The sequence below is a fragment of the Pigmentibacter sp. JX0631 genome (assembly GCF_029873255.1).
GTDB lineage: Bacteria > Bdellovibrionota_B > Oligoflexia > Silvanigrellales > Silvanigrellaceae > Silvanigrella.
The window spans coordinates 3323214-3343528 of sequence record NZ_CP123622.1 but is presented as its reverse complement, the minus strand read 5'-3'; the positions used below and the strand labels follow the sequence as shown (position 1 = coordinate 3343528).

General features: G+C 28.6%; 18 protein-coding genes. 6 read left to right on the top strand and 12 right to left on the bottom strand.

Annotation, left to right across the window (positions count from 1 at the left end):
* Positions 1–27: 27 nt before the first annotated feature.
* Entirely contained in the window at positions 28–1233 is a 1206-nt protein-coding gene (locus QEJ31_RS14390) for an MFS transporter (protein WP_280591179.1), read from the top strand.
* Between the two features lie 260 nt (positions 1234–1493).
* Positions 1494–3281, top strand: coding sequence for a hypothetical protein (locus tag QEJ31_RS14385; RefSeq protein ID WP_280591178.1), 1788 nt, complete (start codon positions 1494–1496; stop codon positions 3279–3281).
* Positions 3282–3335: 54 nt separating this feature from the next.
* Here the strand turns inward: QEJ31_RS14385 and QEJ31_RS14380 are convergent, their stop codons facing one another.
* From QEJ31_RS14380 to QEJ31_RS14370, 3 genes are all read right to left on the bottom strand, one after another.
* Complete coding sequence (locus QEJ31_RS14380) at positions 3336–3944, bottom strand: GNAT family N-acetyltransferase (RefSeq protein WP_280591177.1); 609 nt, start codon at positions 3942–3944, stop codon at positions 3336–3338.
* A 13-nt stretch (positions 3945–3957) separates the two neighbouring features.
* Positions 3958–4665, bottom strand: a complete 708-nt coding sequence (locus QEJ31_RS14375) for a response regulator (RefSeq protein ID WP_280591175.1) — start codon at positions 4663–4665, stop codon at positions 3958–3960.
* A 124-nt stretch (positions 4666–4789) separates the two neighbouring features.
* Positions 4790–5578 carry a hypothetical protein gene (locus QEJ31_RS14370; protein WP_280591174.1) on the bottom strand — a complete coding sequence of 263 codons (789 nt, stop codon included), beginning with the start codon at positions 5576–5578 and terminating at the stop codon, positions 4790–4792.
* Positions 5579–5669: 91 nt separating this feature from the next.
* Between QEJ31_RS14370 and QEJ31_RS14365 the strand changes: the two genes are divergently transcribed.
* Positions 5670–5930, top strand: a complete 261-nt coding sequence (locus QEJ31_RS14365) for a GIY-YIG nuclease family protein (protein ID WP_280591172.1) — start codon at positions 5670–5672, stop codon at positions 5928–5930.
* Here QEJ31_RS14365 and QEJ31_RS14360 read toward each other — a convergent pair.
* Both QEJ31_RS14360 and QEJ31_RS14355 read right to left on the bottom strand, forming a co-directional pair.
* Positions 5920–6495 (bottom strand): hypothetical protein, encoded by a 576-nt coding sequence (locus tag QEJ31_RS14360; RefSeq protein WP_280591170.1) that lies wholly within the window; start codon positions 6493–6495, stop codon positions 5920–5922. The genes QEJ31_RS14365 and QEJ31_RS14360 overlap by 11 nt on opposite strands.
* A 125-nt stretch (positions 6496–6620) precedes the next feature.
* Positions 6621–7613 carry a trypsin-like serine protease gene (locus QEJ31_RS14355; RefSeq protein WP_280591168.1) on the bottom strand — a complete coding sequence of 331 codons (993 nt, stop codon included), beginning with the start codon at positions 7611–7613 and terminating at the stop codon, positions 6621–6623.
* A gap of 205 nt (positions 7614–7818) precedes the next feature.
* On the opposite strand from QEJ31_RS14355, the gene hemN reads away from it, so the two are divergent.
* Together hemN and QEJ31_RS14345 are read left to right on the top strand one after the other, a co-directional pair.
* Complete coding sequence (gene hemN / locus QEJ31_RS14350) at positions 7819–9174, top strand: oxygen-independent coproporphyrinogen III oxidase (RefSeq protein ID WP_280591166.1); 1356 nt, start codon at positions 7819–7821, stop codon at positions 9172–9174.
* A gap of 222 nt (positions 9175–9396) precedes the next feature.
* The gene (locus tag QEJ31_RS14345; RefSeq protein WP_280591163.1) at positions 9397–10539 is read left to right on the top strand and encodes a hypothetical protein; all 1143 of its coding nucleotides are present in this window, start codon (positions 9397–9399) and stop codon (positions 10537–10539) included.
* A 15-nt stretch (positions 10540–10554) separates the two neighbouring features.
* Here the strand turns inward: QEJ31_RS14345 and QEJ31_RS14340 are convergent, their stop codons facing one another.
* The 3 genes from QEJ31_RS14340 to QEJ31_RS14330 all read right to left on the bottom strand — a co-directional run bounded on the left by QEJ31_RS14340 (position 10555) and on the right by QEJ31_RS14330 (position 13012).
* Positions 10555–11523: a sterol desaturase family protein gene (locus tag QEJ31_RS14340; protein ID WP_280591161.1), complete on the bottom strand. Its 969-nt coding sequence runs from the start codon at positions 11521–11523 to the stop codon at positions 10555–10557.
* 133 nt (positions 11524–11656) lie between these two features.
* Positions 11657–11818, bottom strand: a complete 162-nt coding sequence (locus QEJ31_RS14335; RefSeq protein WP_280591159.1) for a hypothetical protein — start codon at positions 11816–11818, stop codon at positions 11657–11659.
* Between the two features lie 114 nt (positions 11819–11932).
* Complete coding sequence (locus QEJ31_RS14330) at positions 11933–13012, bottom strand: substrate-binding domain-containing protein (RefSeq protein WP_280591158.1); 1080 nt, start codon at positions 13010–13012, stop codon at positions 11933–11935.
* Positions 13013–13239: 227 nt separating this feature from the next.
* Here QEJ31_RS14330 and QEJ31_RS14325 point away from each other — a divergent pair, with 227 nt between their 5' ends.
* Positions 13240–13629, top strand: a complete 390-nt coding sequence (locus QEJ31_RS14325; protein ID WP_280591157.1) for a response regulator — start codon at positions 13240–13242, stop codon at positions 13627–13629.
* 2 nt (positions 13630–13631) lie between these two features.
* Here the strand turns inward: QEJ31_RS14325 and QEJ31_RS14320 are convergent, their stop codons facing one another.
* The 4 genes from QEJ31_RS14320 to QEJ31_RS14305 all read right to left on the bottom strand — a co-directional run bounded on the left by QEJ31_RS14320 (position 13632) and on the right by QEJ31_RS14305 (position 20314).
* Complete coding sequence (locus QEJ31_RS14320; protein ID WP_280591155.1) at positions 13632–15164, bottom strand: SpoVR family protein; 1533 nt, start codon at positions 15162–15164, stop codon at positions 13632–13634.
* Between the two features lie 2 nt (positions 15165–15166).
* Entirely contained in the window at positions 15167–16276 is a 1110-nt protein-coding gene (locus tag QEJ31_RS14315) for a DUF444 family protein (protein WP_348524562.1), read from the bottom strand.
* Positions 16277–16327: 51 nt separating this feature from the next.
* A complete protein-coding gene (locus QEJ31_RS14310) occupies positions 16328–18394 on the bottom strand; it encodes a hypothetical protein (protein ID WP_280591152.1) in 2067 nt (688 codons plus the stop codon).
* 81 nt (positions 18395–18475) lie between these two features.
* Positions 18476–20314 carry a hypothetical protein gene (locus QEJ31_RS14305; RefSeq protein ID WP_280591150.1) on the bottom strand — a complete coding sequence of 613 codons (1839 nt, stop codon included), beginning with the start codon at positions 20312–20314 and terminating at the stop codon, positions 18476–18478.
* Position 20315 lies beyond the last annotated feature (1 nt).

Genomic DNA, 20315 nt, shown 5'->3' with positions numbered 1-20315 from the left:
ATTCAATAATATTTATAAGGACTTATCATGTCTAATAACGTGTTAAAAGTATCGTATTTATTTGTTTATTTCTTAGTTTTGTATGAATTTAGTGTTTATATCTCGAATGATATGATTATGCCCGCAATGATTCATGTCACCAAAGATTTTAATGTTGATAATAGTTATATTCCCAGTGCATTAAGCCTATATATTTTTGGAGGTTCTTGCTTTCAATTATTTGTTGGATATTTCGCTGAAAAATATGGGAAACGTAAACTCCTATTACAAGGAATTGCTGTTTTTATTCTTGGATGCATAATTAATTCTATAGCACTAAATATTTACCAATTTTTATTTGCTCGAATAATTCAAGGTCTTGGCATAGCTTTTATAAGCGCTATTGGTTATGCCACAGTGCAAGAATCATTCCCAGAAAAAAAAGCTGTCAAAATTATAGCTTTTATGACTTCAGTTAGCATTCTTGCACCTTTAATTGGTCCTTTACTTGGAAGTATACATCTGCAATTTTTCCATTGGCGAGGTATAAATATATTTATTACTTTTCTAGCAGCAATCTCATTTATAGGGTTATATTTTTCATTTCCAAAAGATAATAAATTAAATAAAAACATAAATTTTATAGAAGATGGAATAAAATTATATTTTAAATTAATTCAGCAAAACAAATATATTTTTGGGGTTTTAACTTTTACATTTGCGCAATTTCCATTAATTTTATGGATTTCCGTTTCACCTATTTTGTTAATTCAAAATGCAAAAATGACTTTTATAGAATATGGATTTTCTCAATTCCCTATTTTTGGAGGATTTATTGCAGGAACAATTTTATTACAATTTTTGTTGAAAAAATTTGAATTGCATCAAATTATTGTTATATCTTCTTTCTTTATTTTTTCTGGATTATTTTTACTATTTATGACTTCATTTTATGGAATGAGTAATGTATTTTTTGCTATTTTATTCTTAAGTATTTATACAATTGGTTTAGGTTGTATAAGTTCTCCACTATTTAGAACTATTTTATATTCATTTGAATATCCCAAAACAACAATGACAGCATTATTTAGTTTTATAAACATGATCATTTTAAGTATTAGTGTAGAATTTTTCTCAAAATATATTAAAAATTTAACAGTTTTTTCATATATTTTAGTTATTTCTTTAATTTGTTTTATAGTAACAAATTTGCTTTTTTTAACTCTTATAAAAGAAAGAAAAAAAGTCGTTTAGGTTGTAATTTACTATACAAATTATATTCCGAAAATATATTAGTAATTAGTATTCAATTTTATTAAAAATTTCGGAATGTAATCTTTCCTTCGGATAAATTAATTAATTAATTTATTTTTATAAAGTAATGCTAAAAATCAAAATAATAAAATGTTTTTCATTTTTTAATAAAAAACATGAAGCTTAAGATTTTCCAAAGAAAAAATATCAATAATAAAATTAATATGTTAATGTACTATTTAATTTCAAAGGAGCAGCAAATGAAAAAAATTCTACTGATAAGTATAATTTCATTACATTTATTAGTTTCGTGTAAAAATAATGAAACAATTCTAAAAAAAGATATAAACTCTGAAAAATCAGATAACATTATTAAAAAAAATTCCGTTATTGATGAAACGATATATGGATTTCTACCCGATGATTCTGTTAATAATACAACTGAAGACAGTATTACAACAAAAAAATCCTATAAAAATGGTGAAATTAAATTAAATTATTTAACTACAGTTGGTCATTTGGTTACGTTAGATCCCAATAACTCAAAACCAAATGCAAAAATGTTTTATGTGGCCTTTACTGCAGAAAAAAAGCCCTCTCAAAAAAGACCAGTTACATTTATTTATGATGGTGGACCAGGAACAACTTCTATGTATCAATTACTGGGGGGATTTTCACCAAAGGTTATAAAATCATCTTACCCAAATTTTACTCCGCCAGGAGGATATTCATTAGAAGATAATCCAGATAGCTTGTTAGAAAAAACTGATTTAATTTATATTAACGCAATAGGAACAGCATATTCAACAGCTATAGCACCATTTAAAAATAGAAACTTTTGGGGTGCAGATGAAGATGCACAATCATTTGTAAATTTTATAAAAAGATATTTAACAAAAAATAAGCGCTGGGATTCTCCAAAATTTTTGATGGGATTGTCATATGGAACTGTAAGAAGTCCGATTTTAGTTTACTTTCTTCATAAAAATGGAATAGATTTTAATGGAATAACTTCTATTTCCACAATTTTAGACTATCGTAATTGGATGAATCCGATAGGACAACTTCCTTCTTTTTCAGCTGCAGCATTAAATTATCAAAAAATTCAAATAAATGATACAAATAATGTTTTTGATCACTTAAAAAAAGTTGAAGATTTTTCTTCAAATGAATATGCTTCTTTTATGGATGGATGGAATGATAATTATAAAAATTTAAATAACTTAATTTATCATAATACAGATACTATATTGCAAAGTTTACTTAATGAAAAAATAAAAATTGCAAAAAACTATCATAATTTAATTGAATTATTAAAACTATCCTCACCTGCAGAAATTGAATTAGCAAATAAAATTGAAACTGCCCTATCAAAAATGTCAGAAATGCCAGATAGAATTGCGAATAAAGTTGAGAAATATATTGGAATTAATTCACTAGATATAAAAAAACAAACTAAATTTGATTTAAATATTCTTCCACTAAATTTATTTAATTTTCTTCCAAGTCATCTTTTAGAAAATGAAAATAAATTTATTAGTTTTTATGATGCTAGAAATTCGCGTTTTTCAAACCCTATAGTTGATAATATAGATTACTTATTTCAGGATCCATTAATGAATAATACCAATTCTGTATTTAATGCCGCCTGGTTTCTTTATATTCAAAAAGAATTAAAATATTCAACAAATTCTAATTTCATTCCACAAAATATGTATTTAATTGATCTTTGGAATTATTCACATACTTATCCAAGTGGAAAAGAAACTAAACTGCAAGGAGATTTATATGTAGGTGAAGATCTAGCTGCCGCATTAAATCTAAACCCAAATTTAAAATTTTTTCAAGCTGGAGGTATTTATGATTTTATAACTCCTTACTATCAAGCAACTTTGGATTTAAAAAATTTACCTTTAGTAAACGAAGTTAAAGCAAATATTGAAATTCATAATTATTCATCTGGACATTTGATGTTTCTCGATTTAAATACAAGAGCAAAAATGAAAAAAGATCTAGAAAAATTCTATGAAAAAGCCATTTACCGTTAGCTGTAATTTACTAATATTTAATCCTAATATTTGCAAAAAGTAGCAAACACTTTTTCACTTGGGATGCCGTAACATGGAGTAATGATTTGTATCTGAATTAGGTAATTTTGTTATGCTCATTATTTTAAAACCATTTTTTTCGTAAAAAGGAATATTTTTTTGGTTATGGGTTTCTAAATAGCAACTTTGTTTAGTCATATCAAAAAACTCAAGCATTGGTTTCAGCATTTTTGTTCCAAGACTTTTCCCTTGCTGGATGGGTTGCACACTTAATGAAAGCAAGTACCAATGGGGAGATTTTACAACACTATTATGAATTTTTTTTGCATGCAGATCATAAGTGTTCATTTTTAATATATGCTTTAAAGGAATTTTTAAGCCTCCAAATTTAATAAAATCAAACCAAGAAAGTTTTATACTTTCTGGAGGAAGCCAAACTGCAACACCTTCTACATTTTCACTAGTTGTATATACTTTTCCTTTTTCAAGACCAGTTTTGAGGACAAAGTTATGAATAAATTTTGCTTCGCGCTCAGGATATGAATTATTTAGTAAATATCTTAAACAAGGATCATGTTCAAAAGCTAAAAGTAAAGTTCGAGTTGCTTTTTCTAAGTCTGAATTTTGAACTATTTTTAAATCTGGAAAAATTAAATTTTGCATGCTAAACTTTCAATTATTGAATAATGTGTAATTTTATTTTATTTTTAGCTGTTTGTTCGAGATCTTTAAATTGTAATCCAAAACCATTGTTTGACAAACGCACAACCAGACCTTTGCACCGCACTTCTTCTAATATTTTTGGAATTGTAAATTTTAATTCAATCTCTTCACCAACACTAGGATTTATAATCTTATCATTATCTAATAAATGAGTTCCATCTACTGATATATCTGTTGCAAAAGTATTGTAATTATTTCCAGCTTTTTGAACATCAAAAGCTATATAACATTTTACACGTTCAGATTTTCTATATTCTTGTTTTGCAATTTTCTTAATTTCAGAAGAAAGATCTTGAATTGATACAGGTTTAAGAATAAATAAATCGCACTGATGGTTAAGTGCGTTTTCTTTTATTTCATGACGAGAATCAGGACTTGTAACGATAAATTTAATTTTTGCATTTTTACTTTTTAGCTTTGCATATTTTATTTCTTCAAGACCCTGAGTATTCTTGTAAGCATATTCCATTATTACAACATCAACTTTCTCCAAGTTAACTATTTTTTTCATTTCATCAATTTTATCTGTTACTTTTACATTAAATCCATTATGTAACAAAGCGGTTGCTAATGAATTTGCTACCATAGATTGATCGTCTACTAGTAACACATTTAATTTTCCATAACGATTTTCTTCAAAGACTACATCTGAATTGTACATAAAATACGTTTCCAATTGTTTGCTATTTTTGTTATATAACAAAACATTTTAAAAATTACGATTCTTATTTCAAGTTAGCATATCACGGGAAGATATAAATTTAAAAGACAATTTTAAATTTATATCAATTTTTTGAATATGACTTGAGCAATTCGTTTACAACAGTCGTATCATTCGCAACAGAACTAACGGTTTTCCAAAATTTTTCCCGAAATTCCTTGGGAAGTTTTGAGTTTTTAGCCAATGGAATATAATATGATCTCATAGTAATATATTTTGTATGAATTTTTAATTGATCCGAAATTTCATAAAACTTTTCAATATTTACCGGAAATGTGAAATTTGCAACTACTGAACCATTTTTTGTTTCCAACATTTGTTTAATATTATTAAAATTGCTGACACCAACATATAAATCTTCTTTGTAAATTGGATTTATTTCTTTCTCAATTGAATATCCTCTGACAACGCGGACAGGTTTCGGGAATGTTTTTTTATCCCCTTCAAAATTATACGGATTCGATTTTAAAGTGATTAAAACATAGCCTGAACACGCAACTTTATAGACTGATGTACAAATACCCCATTCTTCAGGTCCAGAACCTGGAGGATATTCTAAAAACTTAGCGCGTTCATCATTGTATGATAAATTTAGTGCTCCATCCATTTTACCTTTTTTTAACAAATCAAGACATCTAGGAAGAGGTAAGAATTCTAATACAAGTACAACGCTTGTTTCCTTATTTAGTTCAAGTATTCCTTTTTTTAATATATCAATACTTATATTTTCTACATTTTTTTTAAGGCGCAATTCTCCTCGAAAATCATCAGCACAAATTTTTATTTGTAGACCTTTGGCTGAAGAAATAAAAAAAACAAAAAGTAAAGCAAATAGGAATCTTAAATTTGACATACTTTATTCCTGAAGTTAGTTTATAATACATCTGAAGAAAGTTTAGCATGCTTAATTCAATTATAAAATAGACACTAATTTAAGGTTTAAAATGACTTGGAAGGTTTATATTATTGAAACAATTTCAGGCAAGCTTTATACTGGAATTACCACAGATCTTGAAAGAAGATTCAAAGAACATTCTTCCTCTAATAAAAAAAGAGCAAAATTTTTTTCTTTTAATCCTCCCAAAAGAGTAGTCTACCAAGAAAATGTAAAAGATAGATCAAGTGCAACAAAAAAAGAAATAGAAATTAAAAAATTGACTAAAAAAGAAAAATTAAATCTTATTGCACTATCATCTAATGAATAATTCTTTCTAGTTTATTTTCGGACTCTCTTTTATTTATAGCATTTAAAAGTAGGAAATTGATTTGCTTAGTATATTCATAAAACCATTTACCCTCTAAATATTTTTTGTCAAAAAACTTTTCTATTTTAAAGCTTTTTGAATGAATTCCATATGAACCAGTAATCATATATTTACTTTTTAATCTTAAAACTGTATAAAAACCGTTTGACATACAGTACTTATTACTTGCTTTGTGGGCATTTATTATTTTACCAGGATTGTATATTTTACCATTTTCATTAACTAATTCTTTATAATTTAATTCTTCGAAACAAATTACATCCCTGTTTGTATGAAATATTAAATCCATGACAGGATCAATTAAAATAAATCTTTCATTTCGATAAAAATCAAGATACTTGTTTAAATCAATATGCAAAAAATTTAATTCTTTCGTTTCAATATTTAAAAAGCTAGTATTGATATAGCTAAAATAATTCAATGCCTTAAAACTATAACATATTTCATAAAATTTACTTTTAAGATTATCATCTATAATATCATTTAATGTTACATCATTTTGCATATTATCTCACCAATTGAACAATAGTAATTTTATACTATTTGATTAGTATTTACCCAATTTTTAAAAAATAAGAAAGATGATACAATACTTTTTTTTCTTGCTCATAAAACAAAATAAATTTAATTTTAATATGTACTTAATGTGATACCGCTCGAAACTTGAATCCAATTTACATAATTTCCGATAGTTGTATAGACCCCATATCCATCCTGACACGTGGCATAGTTATTTGTATCAAACTGATAAGGTGGTGAGGAATTCAATGGATGAGGAGACAATAAGTTATTACTTCCTTGGGTTATCGCTGCTAATACATAATTATTGTTTCTTAACACATAAACAGGACCTCCTGAATCCCCCTCGCATGTTCCTTTTCCAACATTTGGACCTATGACAGTCAAATAAGATTGATACGCATTTGCAAAAGTATATGAGTTAAATTGTTGGATTGCTCCGCTAGGAGGTGAATCTGGGTTAGAAATTGTTGGAATAGAAGCAACAACATTTTTTAAAGAATTATTAGATCCTGAATCATTCTGATTTCCAAAACCAGCCATCCATTTTGTCTCTGTGTTTGAAATGCTCAATGGATCTTTTAATACTTGAACAATATTGTAATTTGGCAATAAGGAACCGTTGAATTTAACCCATGCAATATCATTTAAAATACAGTTGTAAGAATTATCTGAACTACAAGGTCTATAATTTGTAGGTCTTTGCCAACAACTAATCCTTAATGATTGTGATGCCGTATAATTTACAAAAGAATCTGCAAACACAACTATTCCAGGTGATGTTGAATTTTGATTTACATCATCAAAGCAGTGCCCAGCTGTTAATATTAGATTGCTTTGCACAATAGTTCCTGAACATATTATTTTTTTAGTAGAGCTATTAGATTCATTCAAAATTAAGGCTACTGTATTTGAACCTGTAATTATACTTGAATCTGTGGCGGGGTTCCCTCCAACTATTTGAGGCTTTATACTCAATTTTTTATTCATTATATTGCATGAACTGGGTCCAGAATAGTTTACAATATTCGCAGGAGTGTCTTGTGAACTTTTTTTACAAGACACTTCTAGTAAAAGAAGAAAAATAAAAGACAATATTCTCACCTTAACTCCTTTCTAATTTTTCTATGCAAATTACAAAGTGTTTTTTCAGCTGTTGAAAATAAATCTCAATATTGTTTTATTAATCTAATATTACTATATATTTTAAAATTATTCAAAATACTTTATCCAGTAAAATAATTATTTATTTCTTTTTAAAAATTAGGTATAAAAATTTGGCTATTTGTAGTTAATAAGGAGTTAGGATATGCTACCAAATGAAGAACTTTTTTTTAAATATGACCTTCCTGTTCCTCGGTATACAAGTTATCCTCCATATCCTTATTGGAAAAAAATTTTTACGCAAGAAGAATTTCTTAATACTTATAATGCAAATTTTTTAACCAAAAATGAAATTGAAATATCACTTTATATTCACCTTCCTTTTTGTGAATCCCTCTGTTACTTTTGTGGTTGTAATAAAGTAATAACTAAAAATCATGAATTAGAAATTCCATATATAAATAAACTACTAATAGAAATTGATAATTATCTTAATATTTTCAAAAGACCAATCAAATTAAAAGAACTACATTTAGGTGGAGGAACCCCTACTTTCTTCTCCCCTTCTAATTTAAAATTACTATTTTCAGAAATTTTCAAACGAATAGAAATATCTAACAATCGAGATTTTAGTGTTGAAGTTCATCCAAAAGTCACAAATAAAGAGCACTTTGATGTTTTAAAAGAATATTCTTTTGAAAGATTAAGTATAGGGGTGCAAGATTTTAATCCTGATGTTCAAAAAATAATTGGGCGAGAACAAACATATAATGACATTGAATTTTGTACTCAATATGCTAGAAAAATAGGGTTTAAGTCTGTAAATTTTGATTTGATTTATGGATTACCTGAGCAAAATCCTGAATCAATTTTAGCAACTCTCAGCACAGTTTATAAATTAAAACCCGATAGAATTGCCTTTTATAGCTATGCGCATGTTCCTCAACTAAAACCTAGTCAAAGTAAATTAAGTAAAACCTCTTTGCCTTCTGGAAAAGAAAAGCATTTAATTTATAAAACTGCTTTTGATTCTTTGACTAATAATAGCTACTTTAGTTTAGGCTTTGATCATTTCGCCCTAAATACAGACTCACTATATCAAAGTGCACTGCAAGGAAAATTGCATCGAAATTTCATGGGGTTTACAACACAAAATAGTTCTATCCTTCTTGGAATAGGCGTTTCAGCAATCAGTGATTTTGGCCTATTTTATGTCCAAAATAAAAAGTCATTTTCTGAATATATGGAACTAACAAGAAACGAAAGTTTTAATTTTGAGTCTGGCTATATTATGAATGAAACTGATTTAGTTATTAAGCAACACATTCTAAATTTAGCTTGTTACCATAAAACATCATTTCAACATTTTCCATTAGATGTTAATTTGAAAGAAAAAATTATAGAAAATTTAATTCCTTATAAAATTGATAAACTAATTGAATTAGATAATGAAACAATTCAAGTAACTCCATTAGGTTTAGTTTTCTTACGAAATATTTGTTCAACATTTGATCAATTTACGGAACTCAAAAAAAATACCTCTTATAGTCAAAGCATCTAATCTTTAAACACTGATAATAAAATATAAATTTTATAATTTTTTCTTATTTTTAAATAAATTTTTTTTTAAAAAATTAATTATATATTTTACTCTGACAAAAAATATTTTAAAGTTTATTCCAAAAAATAAAATATTAGATTTTCCAATTTACTTTTCAACTTAGATAATATAAATTCTGACTAGTACATCAAAAAAAATAATAAATAAAAAAAGGAAATTATAATGTTTTTAAATAATCCAAAAACAATTTGTATAATCTTTGGAATGAATTTAAGTTACTTTTCATACAATGCTCATTCTCTTGAAACAAATCCTTCCTGTAACCTAAATGAGATTAATTTAATTAAAGATTATGCAAGTAAAATTAACAAAGTTGACATTATTGATTATTCTTGCAAAGAAAATAGCAATTCTATTATAAATAATCCATTATACTATAAATACACATTTACAACTAAAACAAATAAATTTGTCTGCTACTTATATGGAAAATCAAGTATTGTATCAAGTAATAATGCAACAAACATTCCCCAGTTAAAATGTGATATGGAAAATAAAACCAGTGAAAGTAGCTGGGTCGAATATTTTGTTTGGTATGATAAGTATATGCAGGCAACGAAACGAGTTCTTGACAATTGGAATTTATTACCCGCAATTAAACTTTCACCTCTTCCAGTAAAAAATGAAATGGATTTCTATGAAATTGCAGTTTTTACTAATTACCCTTACAAAAAAGGCACTAATGGATCACTTCCCAAAGGAATACAAGTTTGGTTTACAAATGCTGCTGATATGAAAGAAACATGTAAAAATGTTATCAAAAAAGAACGCATAGATAAGAAAAATTTAGGATTAAGATACAGCCAACTTTTAGGTATCCCTCCTCAATCTCCTAATGAAACACCAAGATATTTTGCATTTATGAAAGTTCCTGCTGTTTTAGCAAAACTTGATCTTGATTATCAAAATAATACTTTTACAAGTTTTAAAGGTCCTGGAATATTTCGTCCCTGTGCCTCTACTTTTATGAATCCAACGGCAGCAAATTGTAATACAATCGATAAAATGCCTGCAAATGAAGTTTTACTAAGAAAAGAAATAGGTAAAGACGACAAAGTAAACAGTAATTTATTGCTAAGTCCTACTTTGACAAAATGGACTGCATATCAATTTTTAAAAAGATACTATGCACATGATGGATATACCGAATGTCCTTGGACGGGTCGTGGTTATACATATGATTGGGGAACTGAAAAAAGATTTCATTATGGAATGTCCGAATACATATTAGAACAAAAATCAAACTATTCTGTTTATAATACTAAATCAGTTGAGGAATTTTCTGCAGATTGTTCAGATTTATAATTAATCTGAACTTAATTAAACTGCAGATATTTTTTCTTGAATATATTCTTTTTGTCTATCATTAGTTAACTTAGATTTCCTAAAATACTCGTCTTGTATTTCTTTCGTTGTTTTAGATGATCCATCATGACTCCAGCCCGGAGGATTTAGAAGATAAAGAAATTTATTTACAATACCTTTTGCTTTGAAAGAAGCTTTAAACATATCTCTAAAAGTTATAAAATTTAAAGCAAATACATTATCAGTATTTAAATCATGTAATACTCCATATTCAACAGTTTCTTCTTCTCTAGCAAAAGTTTTAAACATTTTATCCCAAATAATTAAAATTCCTCCATAATTTTTATCTAAGTAACTAATATTTTTTGCATGATGCACTCGATGATGACTTGGTGTATTAAAAATTTCATCAAAATACTTAATTTTTCCTGTATATTTTGTATGTATCCAAAATTGATACGTGAAATTTATTGCCATTTGAAAGAAAATATCTTCGAGTTTAAATCCAATAATAAATAAAGGAATATAAAACAAACCTTGAGGAACATAATCAATAAATGAGGCTCTTAAAAAAACTGTTAAGTTAAATTTTTTTGATGAGTGATGGACTTCATGAATGCACCATAAAAATCGACAAACATGGGAAATTCTATGGAACCAGTAATAAGAAAAATCATCCATTAGAAATAATAGTAAAAATGCCCATAGATATAAATTCTCACCTTTTATTAAGGCACTCCAAACACCGGGCATTTCAAATAATGCAAATCTAGAAAAAAAGTCATATAAAAAAATAGTCAATGCAGCATTTAATGCTAAAGGAATTGTAAGATAAAAAAGACCTGTGCCAATGTTAAATACAGTGTCTTTTAATTCATAGTCATTTCTACTTCTATATTTAGAAACAACAAATTCTAATAAAATTAATGAAAAAAACAAGACATAAGAAACAACAGAAAACATGTGTAAATATTTTTCTACCATAAATTAACCTGCTTATTAAATTTTAGTGGGACATAAGTTGAATTTATTTTATAATAATTTGTTTTATTTTTGTCAAATATATTAGTTTTTTAGGGGAATTCCTATTGAATAATTTTTCAATCCTAATGGAATGCTATTTCACTAGTTTCTCTTCCGTAGCTGGATGGCTGTCATAACATTTTTCAACATCATCTTTAGAAAAATGTTTTGCTTTGCATTTTGTGCAAACATATTTTGCACCATCACGTTTATATTTTTCACTTTTAATTTTTTCATCTTTTGGATTAAAGCTCATTCCTAAGTCCCTCCATTTATCTAAATATCGGTCTAAAGTTAACTTTCTTTAAAAAAATTGTTACTTTTCAATATTTTATTTTTTATTTTTCTTAAGTAATATCAAATATTTATGTTATTCATTTGCAAAAATTAAGGGAACAATTCTTTTTTCAGAAAAATCGTAATTCTTGAGCCGTGAATTATAAACTTTTGACAATTTTTTGAAGTCTATTTTTTTCCAATTTTTTCTATTATTAAAAAAATTTAAGTACTTATCAGAATTATTCTTTCTTATTAGGGACATCCATGAATTTAAAAAGTTCTTATTTTCATCAAAAATATCTATCCCATGAAAGTAATCGTGTAATAGAACAGAAATCCAAGCGCCATCCATAAAATGACCACCAACTGTGGCAAATAACTTATTTTCTGAAACAGCTTTTACTCCTTCAAAACTCCAATCTATTCCTCCAACTAATATTTTACTATTTTGTTTAGAAATACTCTCGACAGCACCAAGTGCCAATGAATCACTGGCAGCCCATATGGCAGAAAGATTATTCATTATTGAGACTTCATTTTTCATAACTTTAGTAGCTTCTTCTTTTCGCCAATTTATATAAAATATTTTATCAATTATTATTTTTTTCTTTGATTGTTTAATGAATTTGTTTAAACCAGCTATTCTTTTGATAGAAGCTTCATCAGCAACACCACCTGCAAGCGAAATTAAATGAAATTCGCCTTTGCTATTTGGCAGACTATTTTCTATTAAAGTCTTTCCTAAAGAATAACCAGCATATTCATCAGTAGGTAACATTTCTCCTAAAAAATATTTATATTTATTTTTTATATCTGTTTTATTAGAAGAACTAAAACCAGAATTATAAACAAAAAAAGGAACTCTATTTGCTTCTAATTTTTCTGCTATTTCATCAATTTTATCTTGATAATTCAAAATAATCATAGCATCTATTTTATTCTTATCTAAAATAGAATGTAAATTTTCGGTTATATAAGAAATGCTATCATTCCCATAAATTGCATATAAATCCATATCTAAATTTTCACAAGCAGCTCTTGTAAAGTCTACCAATAGTGAGAAGAAAGCATCATCTTGTTGACGAAGTGTCATGAGTCCTAATTTAATTTTATGTCCTGCAAAACAAATATTTTGCCAAGATAAAACTATAGCTAAAGTTATAAAAAACAATTTTAGCTTCTTATACAAAACGAACTTTTTTTGTTTTCTCCAAAAAATCATAATTTAAACTTATATTCAAATTTCTCAAAATATTGTTTTATATTAGCAGTAAAATTATTAGTATTTAAGTGTCAATTTTTATACCTATTCGCGTAAAATAGTCAAAAATTTCACCACCTATTCAAATACATATCTGATTCCTATATAATAAAAATATTCTTAAGAATGGTGAAATTATGCAAAAAGTCGTTATTATTCTTGATGATACAGAAGAAATACATTTGATAACAAAAAAAATACTTGAATCTATGGATTTGAAAGTCGTTTGTTGCTACAATGCAGAAGACTTAATCTCACAAATACTTGCACATATTCATGATGTAGCACTTGTCTTGCTAGATATTTATATGCCAGATAAAAATGGTTTTATGGTTATGCATAGTTTAAAAGATAGATTTCAAAAGCGACGTTTTAAAATTGTTTTTTTTACTTCAATAAAAGAAAAGAAATATATCTTACAAGGTATGAGTTTAAAAGCTGACGGCTATATCATTAAACCATTTAAAAACGATGAATTTAAAGAAAAAATTTTAAAACTAATCAATGAACCATTTCAACAATTATGAACTTAATCTAAGTTAACACCTTTTTCTATTCTTGGCTCTGAACCATCATAATGCACAATTTTATTTTCAGATTCTATTATCGTTGCAATATTAACAGGTCTGTTCCAAATTTTAAAAATATTTTTTAAAGTTTCTACAGCCCAATCAATTTTTAAATCTTTACCTTGATGCTTGTGTCTTAGTAATAATTCACCACGATTTCTAAAATTTCCGTCTGCAACATCAATAATAGGTTGACCAAAATTAGTCATTGCATCGAGCAAGTCTCTTTTAATTGTTTTAAAATCTCTATCATGAATAATGGCCTGTCCAGATCGTCTATCCTGAACCCAAGTAAACAATCTCGCTTCTTCACAAAAATCCTCGTCAAGAAATTCGTCAAGGAAAGTGATATCATTATGAAATTTTCTAACTTCAAATAGTTTTTCTATTCCTTTATTCGTATTTTTATTCCAATTTTTTCTAATTTGCGGATCATCGCAGAGAATATAATCTAGTCCATATTGCCCATTGTTCCAACGCTTTTCAATATGTCGCATCAACTCTACACCCAATTTGTAAGGGTTTAATCTTTGCCCAGACATTTGCACCACACCAGCATAATGATCACAATAATCAATCACTTCAGAATCTTTTAAAACAAGTTGAGTTAAAATTTTTGAGTGCCAGTAGACCGCCCAACCCTCATTCATAATTTTAGTTTGACCTTGTGGAGCAAAATAATAAGCTTCTTCTCTTACAATGGATAGAACATCGCGTTGCCAAGAATTTAAAGGCGCAAAATCCAATAAAAATTTTAGTACATCGCGTATTGGACTTTCTGGAAATTTTTTTTCTTTTTCTTTTTCTTGGATAACTTTTGCTTGCTGCTCCTTAACGTAACTATCAGGATTAATATAACCTTCCATGTATCCACGTAACGAAGGAAGTTTAGGGACTGGCAACTTATCAGGAGAAATTAAACTTTCATCATAATTATCTTTCTCTTTCGGTTTATTTTCTCTTCGAATATGTGGTCCATGTTGATCAATTAAATTTTCTAGTGACAAACAAATATCTATGAAATTTTCAACCTCATCATGCCCAACTTCTTCGATATAACGCCTTACTCTACTTCCATGATTTGCCATTTCATCTAACATTTTTCTGTTAGTATGAGAAAAACAATAATTGTTTTTAAAAAAATCACAGTGCCCATAGACATGGGCGATAACGGTTTTTTGATCTACTAATGAATTACTTCTTAATAAATATGCATAACAAGGGTCATTATTTATCACCATCTCATATATTAATGAAAGCCCATATTCATAACTTTTCGCAATTCTTTCGTATTCCATTCCAAATCGCCAATGCGGATATCTGGTAGGAAAACCGCCATATGCAGCTATTTCACTCATTTGTTGATAATCAACCATTTCAAAAATAGTTGGAAAAAAATCCAAACCTAAATTTCTTGCATGGCTTTCAATTTCATTTACAATATCTTTTAATTCAGGAGTGAGTTCACTTGTGAGACGTGGATCCATTACCATAATTACTTACCCTTTCCTAAAAAAGCACGTAACGCGTTCATAATCCCATCTCTATCCTTGATCTGATGCATTATGACCTTTTCATTTTGTTCGCCATAATGTTTTTCTAAATCTTTTAAGAATTGTCCGCTTCCATAGCGACTTTCCACTTGTCCATAAGCAAATAAGTTACTAGAAGGTAACAAAGTACCATCTAAAAGATTCATACATTCATTTGTATCATTACCACTCCAGTTATCTCCATCTGAAAAATGAAATAAATAAATATTCCATTCAGAAGCTGGGTAATTATCAGTAATTATTTTTTCACAAAGTTTATAAGCGCTACTAATTAAAGTACCACCTGATTCTTTGGTGTGATAAAATGTATGTTCATCAACTTCTCTTGCTATCGCATCATGAATAATAAAGCGAGTATCTAAATTATCATAATTATGTTTAAGCCAAGCATTTAGCCAAAATGAGGTTAAACGAACAATTTCTTTTTGTTCATCTCCCATAGAACCAGAAACATCCATCATATAAATTATTGCTGCACTGGCTTCCGGCTTTTCTTCAATTCTAAAACTTCTGTATCTTTTATCTTCTTTGATAGGAATAACGACTGGTCTGTCGTTAGTATAATCACCGATACTGATTTGTCTTTTTAAAGCTTCTTTATAAGTGCGCTTAAAATTTCTTAAGCTTTCTGGTCCATTTCTTAAGACACCTTGATACTTATATTTTTTCTGAGAAATATTTTTTTTCCCTTTATCTTCAATCCTAGGGAGGCCCAATTCTTCCCCTAAAATTCCTGCAAGTTCATCAAGGCTTACATCTACTTCCATGCTATGTTCACCTGGATTCTGACCCGCTTCACCTTCACCAGGTTGTTGCTGCCCCTGCCCTACAGGATCTCCAGGCTCACCATCACCTTGTCCAACACCTCTTTGTTGATTCCCACCGAATTCAAACCTTGGTAAATCTATTCGAGGTAATGGAATTGAAACCTGTTTATTTCCTTGGCGCCCAATTAATTCACCAGAAGAGATAAACCGTTTTAAGTTATCCTTAATTTTTCCTCTTACAATTTTTCTAAAACGGTTAACATCGGTTTCCATTTTCATTTGAATGCCCTCCCCCTTTCGATAAGAAAAAAGAAAAATGATGGTGAAAAGAATTTGTTAATTTAAATTTCTTTTCACATCACCACGGGCAAAAATACTTGCAACAAAATGAAGCGCATCTGTTGAGCAAATATCACAATATCCGTAATTTTTAATTAATCTATTTTTGACAACGTCAATTTTTGCTTGTGTTTCTTTGTCAACTACATTGCTTACTAAACTTGTTAACTTAATTGTATCTTTTTGATCTTCAAATAATTTTAATTCAAGTGCTTTATGTAAACGCTCATTAGTTTTGTAATCAAATATTTTTCCTTCTAAAGCCAAAGCACCAATGTAATTCATTATTTCTCTTCTGAAATCATCTTTCCGGCTTTCAGGTATATCAATTTTTTCTTCAATACTTCGCATTAGTCTTTCATCAGGTTCTTCACTCATACCTGTATATTTATTCCGTACTCTTTCTTTTTGAGTATAAGCTTTTACATTGTCTATATAATTCCCACAGAGTTTAGCTATTGCTTCTTCATCTGCTGAAATAGCCCTTTGAACTTCATTTTTAACAATATCTTCATACTCTTGTTTAACTACCGCAAGAAGCTCTCGATATCTTTTTTTAGTTTCTTCATCTCGTATTAAGCTATGATTCTTTAATCCTCCTTCTAATTCATTCAAGACAATAAATGGATTAATACAACCATTACCTCTATCTTCAACCAAAGAATTAGAAAGTTTGTCTTGAATATAGCGAGGAGAAATACCGTCTAAACCCTCTCTTAAAGCATCTTTTCTTAATTCTTTTATATTATCTTCAGTATAACCAGAAAGGGTTTTACCATCATACAATTTCATTTTTTGCATAACTGTTAAGTTAGCTTTTTTCGGTTCTTCAAGGCGAGTTAAAATTCCCCACATTGCTGCTGTTTCAATAGTATGTGGCGCAATATGTATATGTGGAACTGTTTCTGGATTAAAATCTTTTTTATAGATTTTAACTTCTTCTTTTAATTTTGTAATATAAGGAACATCAATTTTTACCGTACGATCTCGTAGTGCTTCCATAAATTCATTATTTTGCAATTTACGATATTCAGGTTCATTTGTATGTCCAATAATTACTTCATCGATATCAGTTTGCGCAAACTTTTTTGGTTTAATTTTATGTTCTTGTGAAGCACCCAATAAATCATAAAGAAATGCAACATCAAGTTTTAACATTTCTACAAACTCAACTATTCCTCTGTTTGCAATATTAAATTCACCATCAAAATTAAATGCACGTGGATCTGAGTCTGATCCATATTCAGCAATTTTTCGATAATTTAAATCGCCTGTTAATTCAGTTGAGTCTTGATTTTTCTCATCTTTCGGCTGAAAAGTACCAATTCCAATTCTATCTTTTTCTGATAATAACAAACGTTTCACATTGATATGATTTTTTGCTATTTTTTCCCAGTCGCCATTATATTGTCTCATTAAATCATTGTAAACGTAACGACAAGCTGGGCATAAACTACCTTCTATATGAATTCTTTCTTGAAAATGTTTTCCTTTATTTAATAAACTTAATACTTTTAAGCGAGCTTCTTCAGGAATTAAATGTAAGGGTTCCTCATGAATGGGACATGGCATAACATCTTCCATTTTTAATTTGTCATGAAGATTTATCCATTCATAAGAATACAAAGAACCATCAGTTTGATGCGAATACCATTCAACACCTTTTTTTAATAATCTTGCTATAGTTGATTTAGCACTTCCAACAGGTCCATGCAAAAGTAATACTCTCTTTTCTGGTCCATAACGTAACGATGCAGCTTTGAAAAAATTTACTAGTTTAGCTATATGTACATCAAGACCAAAAACAGCGTCTTTCCCATTATTCAAAGGATCATCAAAAAACTTATAATGAATTAGTTTCTTTTTATGTTCAACATACTCATATGAACCAAAATGCATGATTAAATCGTAAATTCGCTGAAATGCTGTTCTGCAGAGTTTAGGATTCTTCTCTACCATCGCAACATAATCAGAATAACTGCCAGTCCAATTTAACTCATTAAATAGAGAAGGACTATAAACTTCCTTAACAAGCTCGAACACTTTTTCAGTATGCAGTTGCATGAGACCTCCGATGCATGAGGGAACTAATTAAAAGTAGATTATCTCAAAAAAAAGTCGGTCGCAAACTTAACTAGTAGTGAATTATTGATACAAAGATTTAATTAAAGTAGCTCTGGTTTCCTGTATTTTTAGACGGTTTATTTCTCCATTTGTTAATTTTTCACCACTAGCTTCAGTAAAAGGTTTTTCTAAAATATAAAACTTTTTTAACGTTACATTTCTAGGCAAAGATTCATTAACTTTATTTACAATTGATTGTACATGATCTTTTATTTTCTCTGGAGTCGCTCGATAATCAGCCAGAGCGTTGTGATTCAAAACAATCAATGCAGATAGGTATGGCATTTTGTCACCAATAACACAAGCATCAGAAATTATATCATCTTCTTTTAATAATTGTTCTAACCTAACAGGAGAAACAACTGTTCCTCCTAAAGTTACAAACAAATGCTTTTTTCTACCAGTGATAATAAATCCAAATGGAGTCATTTGGGCAACATCACCAGTTTCTTCCCACTTACCTGCATTTTCAAAAACAGAACTTGAAAGTCTATATTCTAAAGTAGAATGCGCTGCTAAGCGGAAATTTACATGTGGTAAAGGTGTGCCAATGACTTTATAATGTGCTGCATGATAAAGATTGCTTGATAACATACCGGCTGCGTGAGTTGTTCCGTATGATTCAATAACAGGTATTCCCAATTTTTCGAGCGTCTTTACATATGTTTCTTGTGCAGATGCTAAACCGTGCACCACAAATCGTAAATCTTCAACCGCCTCTTTCAAAAAAGAATGTCCAGAAATAATTCTGGAGGTTTTACGCAAAGAAGATTTTAACAAATCAAAAATTCCTTCAGGAATTTTCATAGCTTTATTAGATGACAGTAAATTTTGAATTTTATCTATTTTTTCGCTTACCTGAAATCTTGGAAGATGATTAGATCTTTTTGTTACAATATCAATAAAGGAACAGAGCTGTTCTAATTCATTTGAACTACCAAAAAGATAACTTGGTCTTAAAATTCTTAAATTAGTTTCCCAATCAGTACTTGGATTAGGAAAGCCAATAATTCCATTTTTCAACATTGCACAAAAACGACTTAAATGCGCAAAAGGATTACTAGGCATCATCAATTCCATACTTTTCCAAAATATTTGTTTTGGAAATTCAGCATGAATTATAAAATTTTGTGCCGTGGTTACTAATGCATCAGGTAATAGAGTTTCTGGTTTTTGAAACCCATCATGACCAAAGGAAACAAAAGAAAAACGTCCTGGTTTGACATTTCTCCAAGGCGAATCTTCAGGAACAACTGAATGAGGTGTTTTTTGAATTTTTAGATCACCTTCTCCTTGCAAGTAATCCTGATTATTTTCCGGTTTCTTTATTTTATATTCTCTATATATTGAAAGAATTTTTGGTTCTGGATGTTTATCCTGCGGCATCCATGCAGCAGATGAAATATTTAAAACAGGAACAGAAAAACCATTTAATTGCGGAGTTAATTCATCAATATCAGATGCAATTACAATTCCTTTAAAATAATTTAAGCACCATTTTAAATCGCTTTTCGACATCTGCGAGGGAGCACACATAACATCAAGACCTGCTAAAATCGCTCCAAACATTGCTACAAAAGAATTATAAGTATTTCGACCTATTAAAATAACACTTTGTCCGTATTCTCTACTTTCTATAGGTAACAAATTGGTCCAATATTCAACAGCTCTTCCAACGTGCGAACAGAAATCTTTTCCTGAAAGTTGATGCCAAGCACCATTGCAATATGTTCTAATAGTAACATAATTTATTTTTACAGATTGTTTTAATAATAAATCTAGAAAAAGTTCACTTCCTAGATAAATATTTGGGACATCACTTGTTACATTATTTTTCGTTTCAGAAACAACATTATTCATA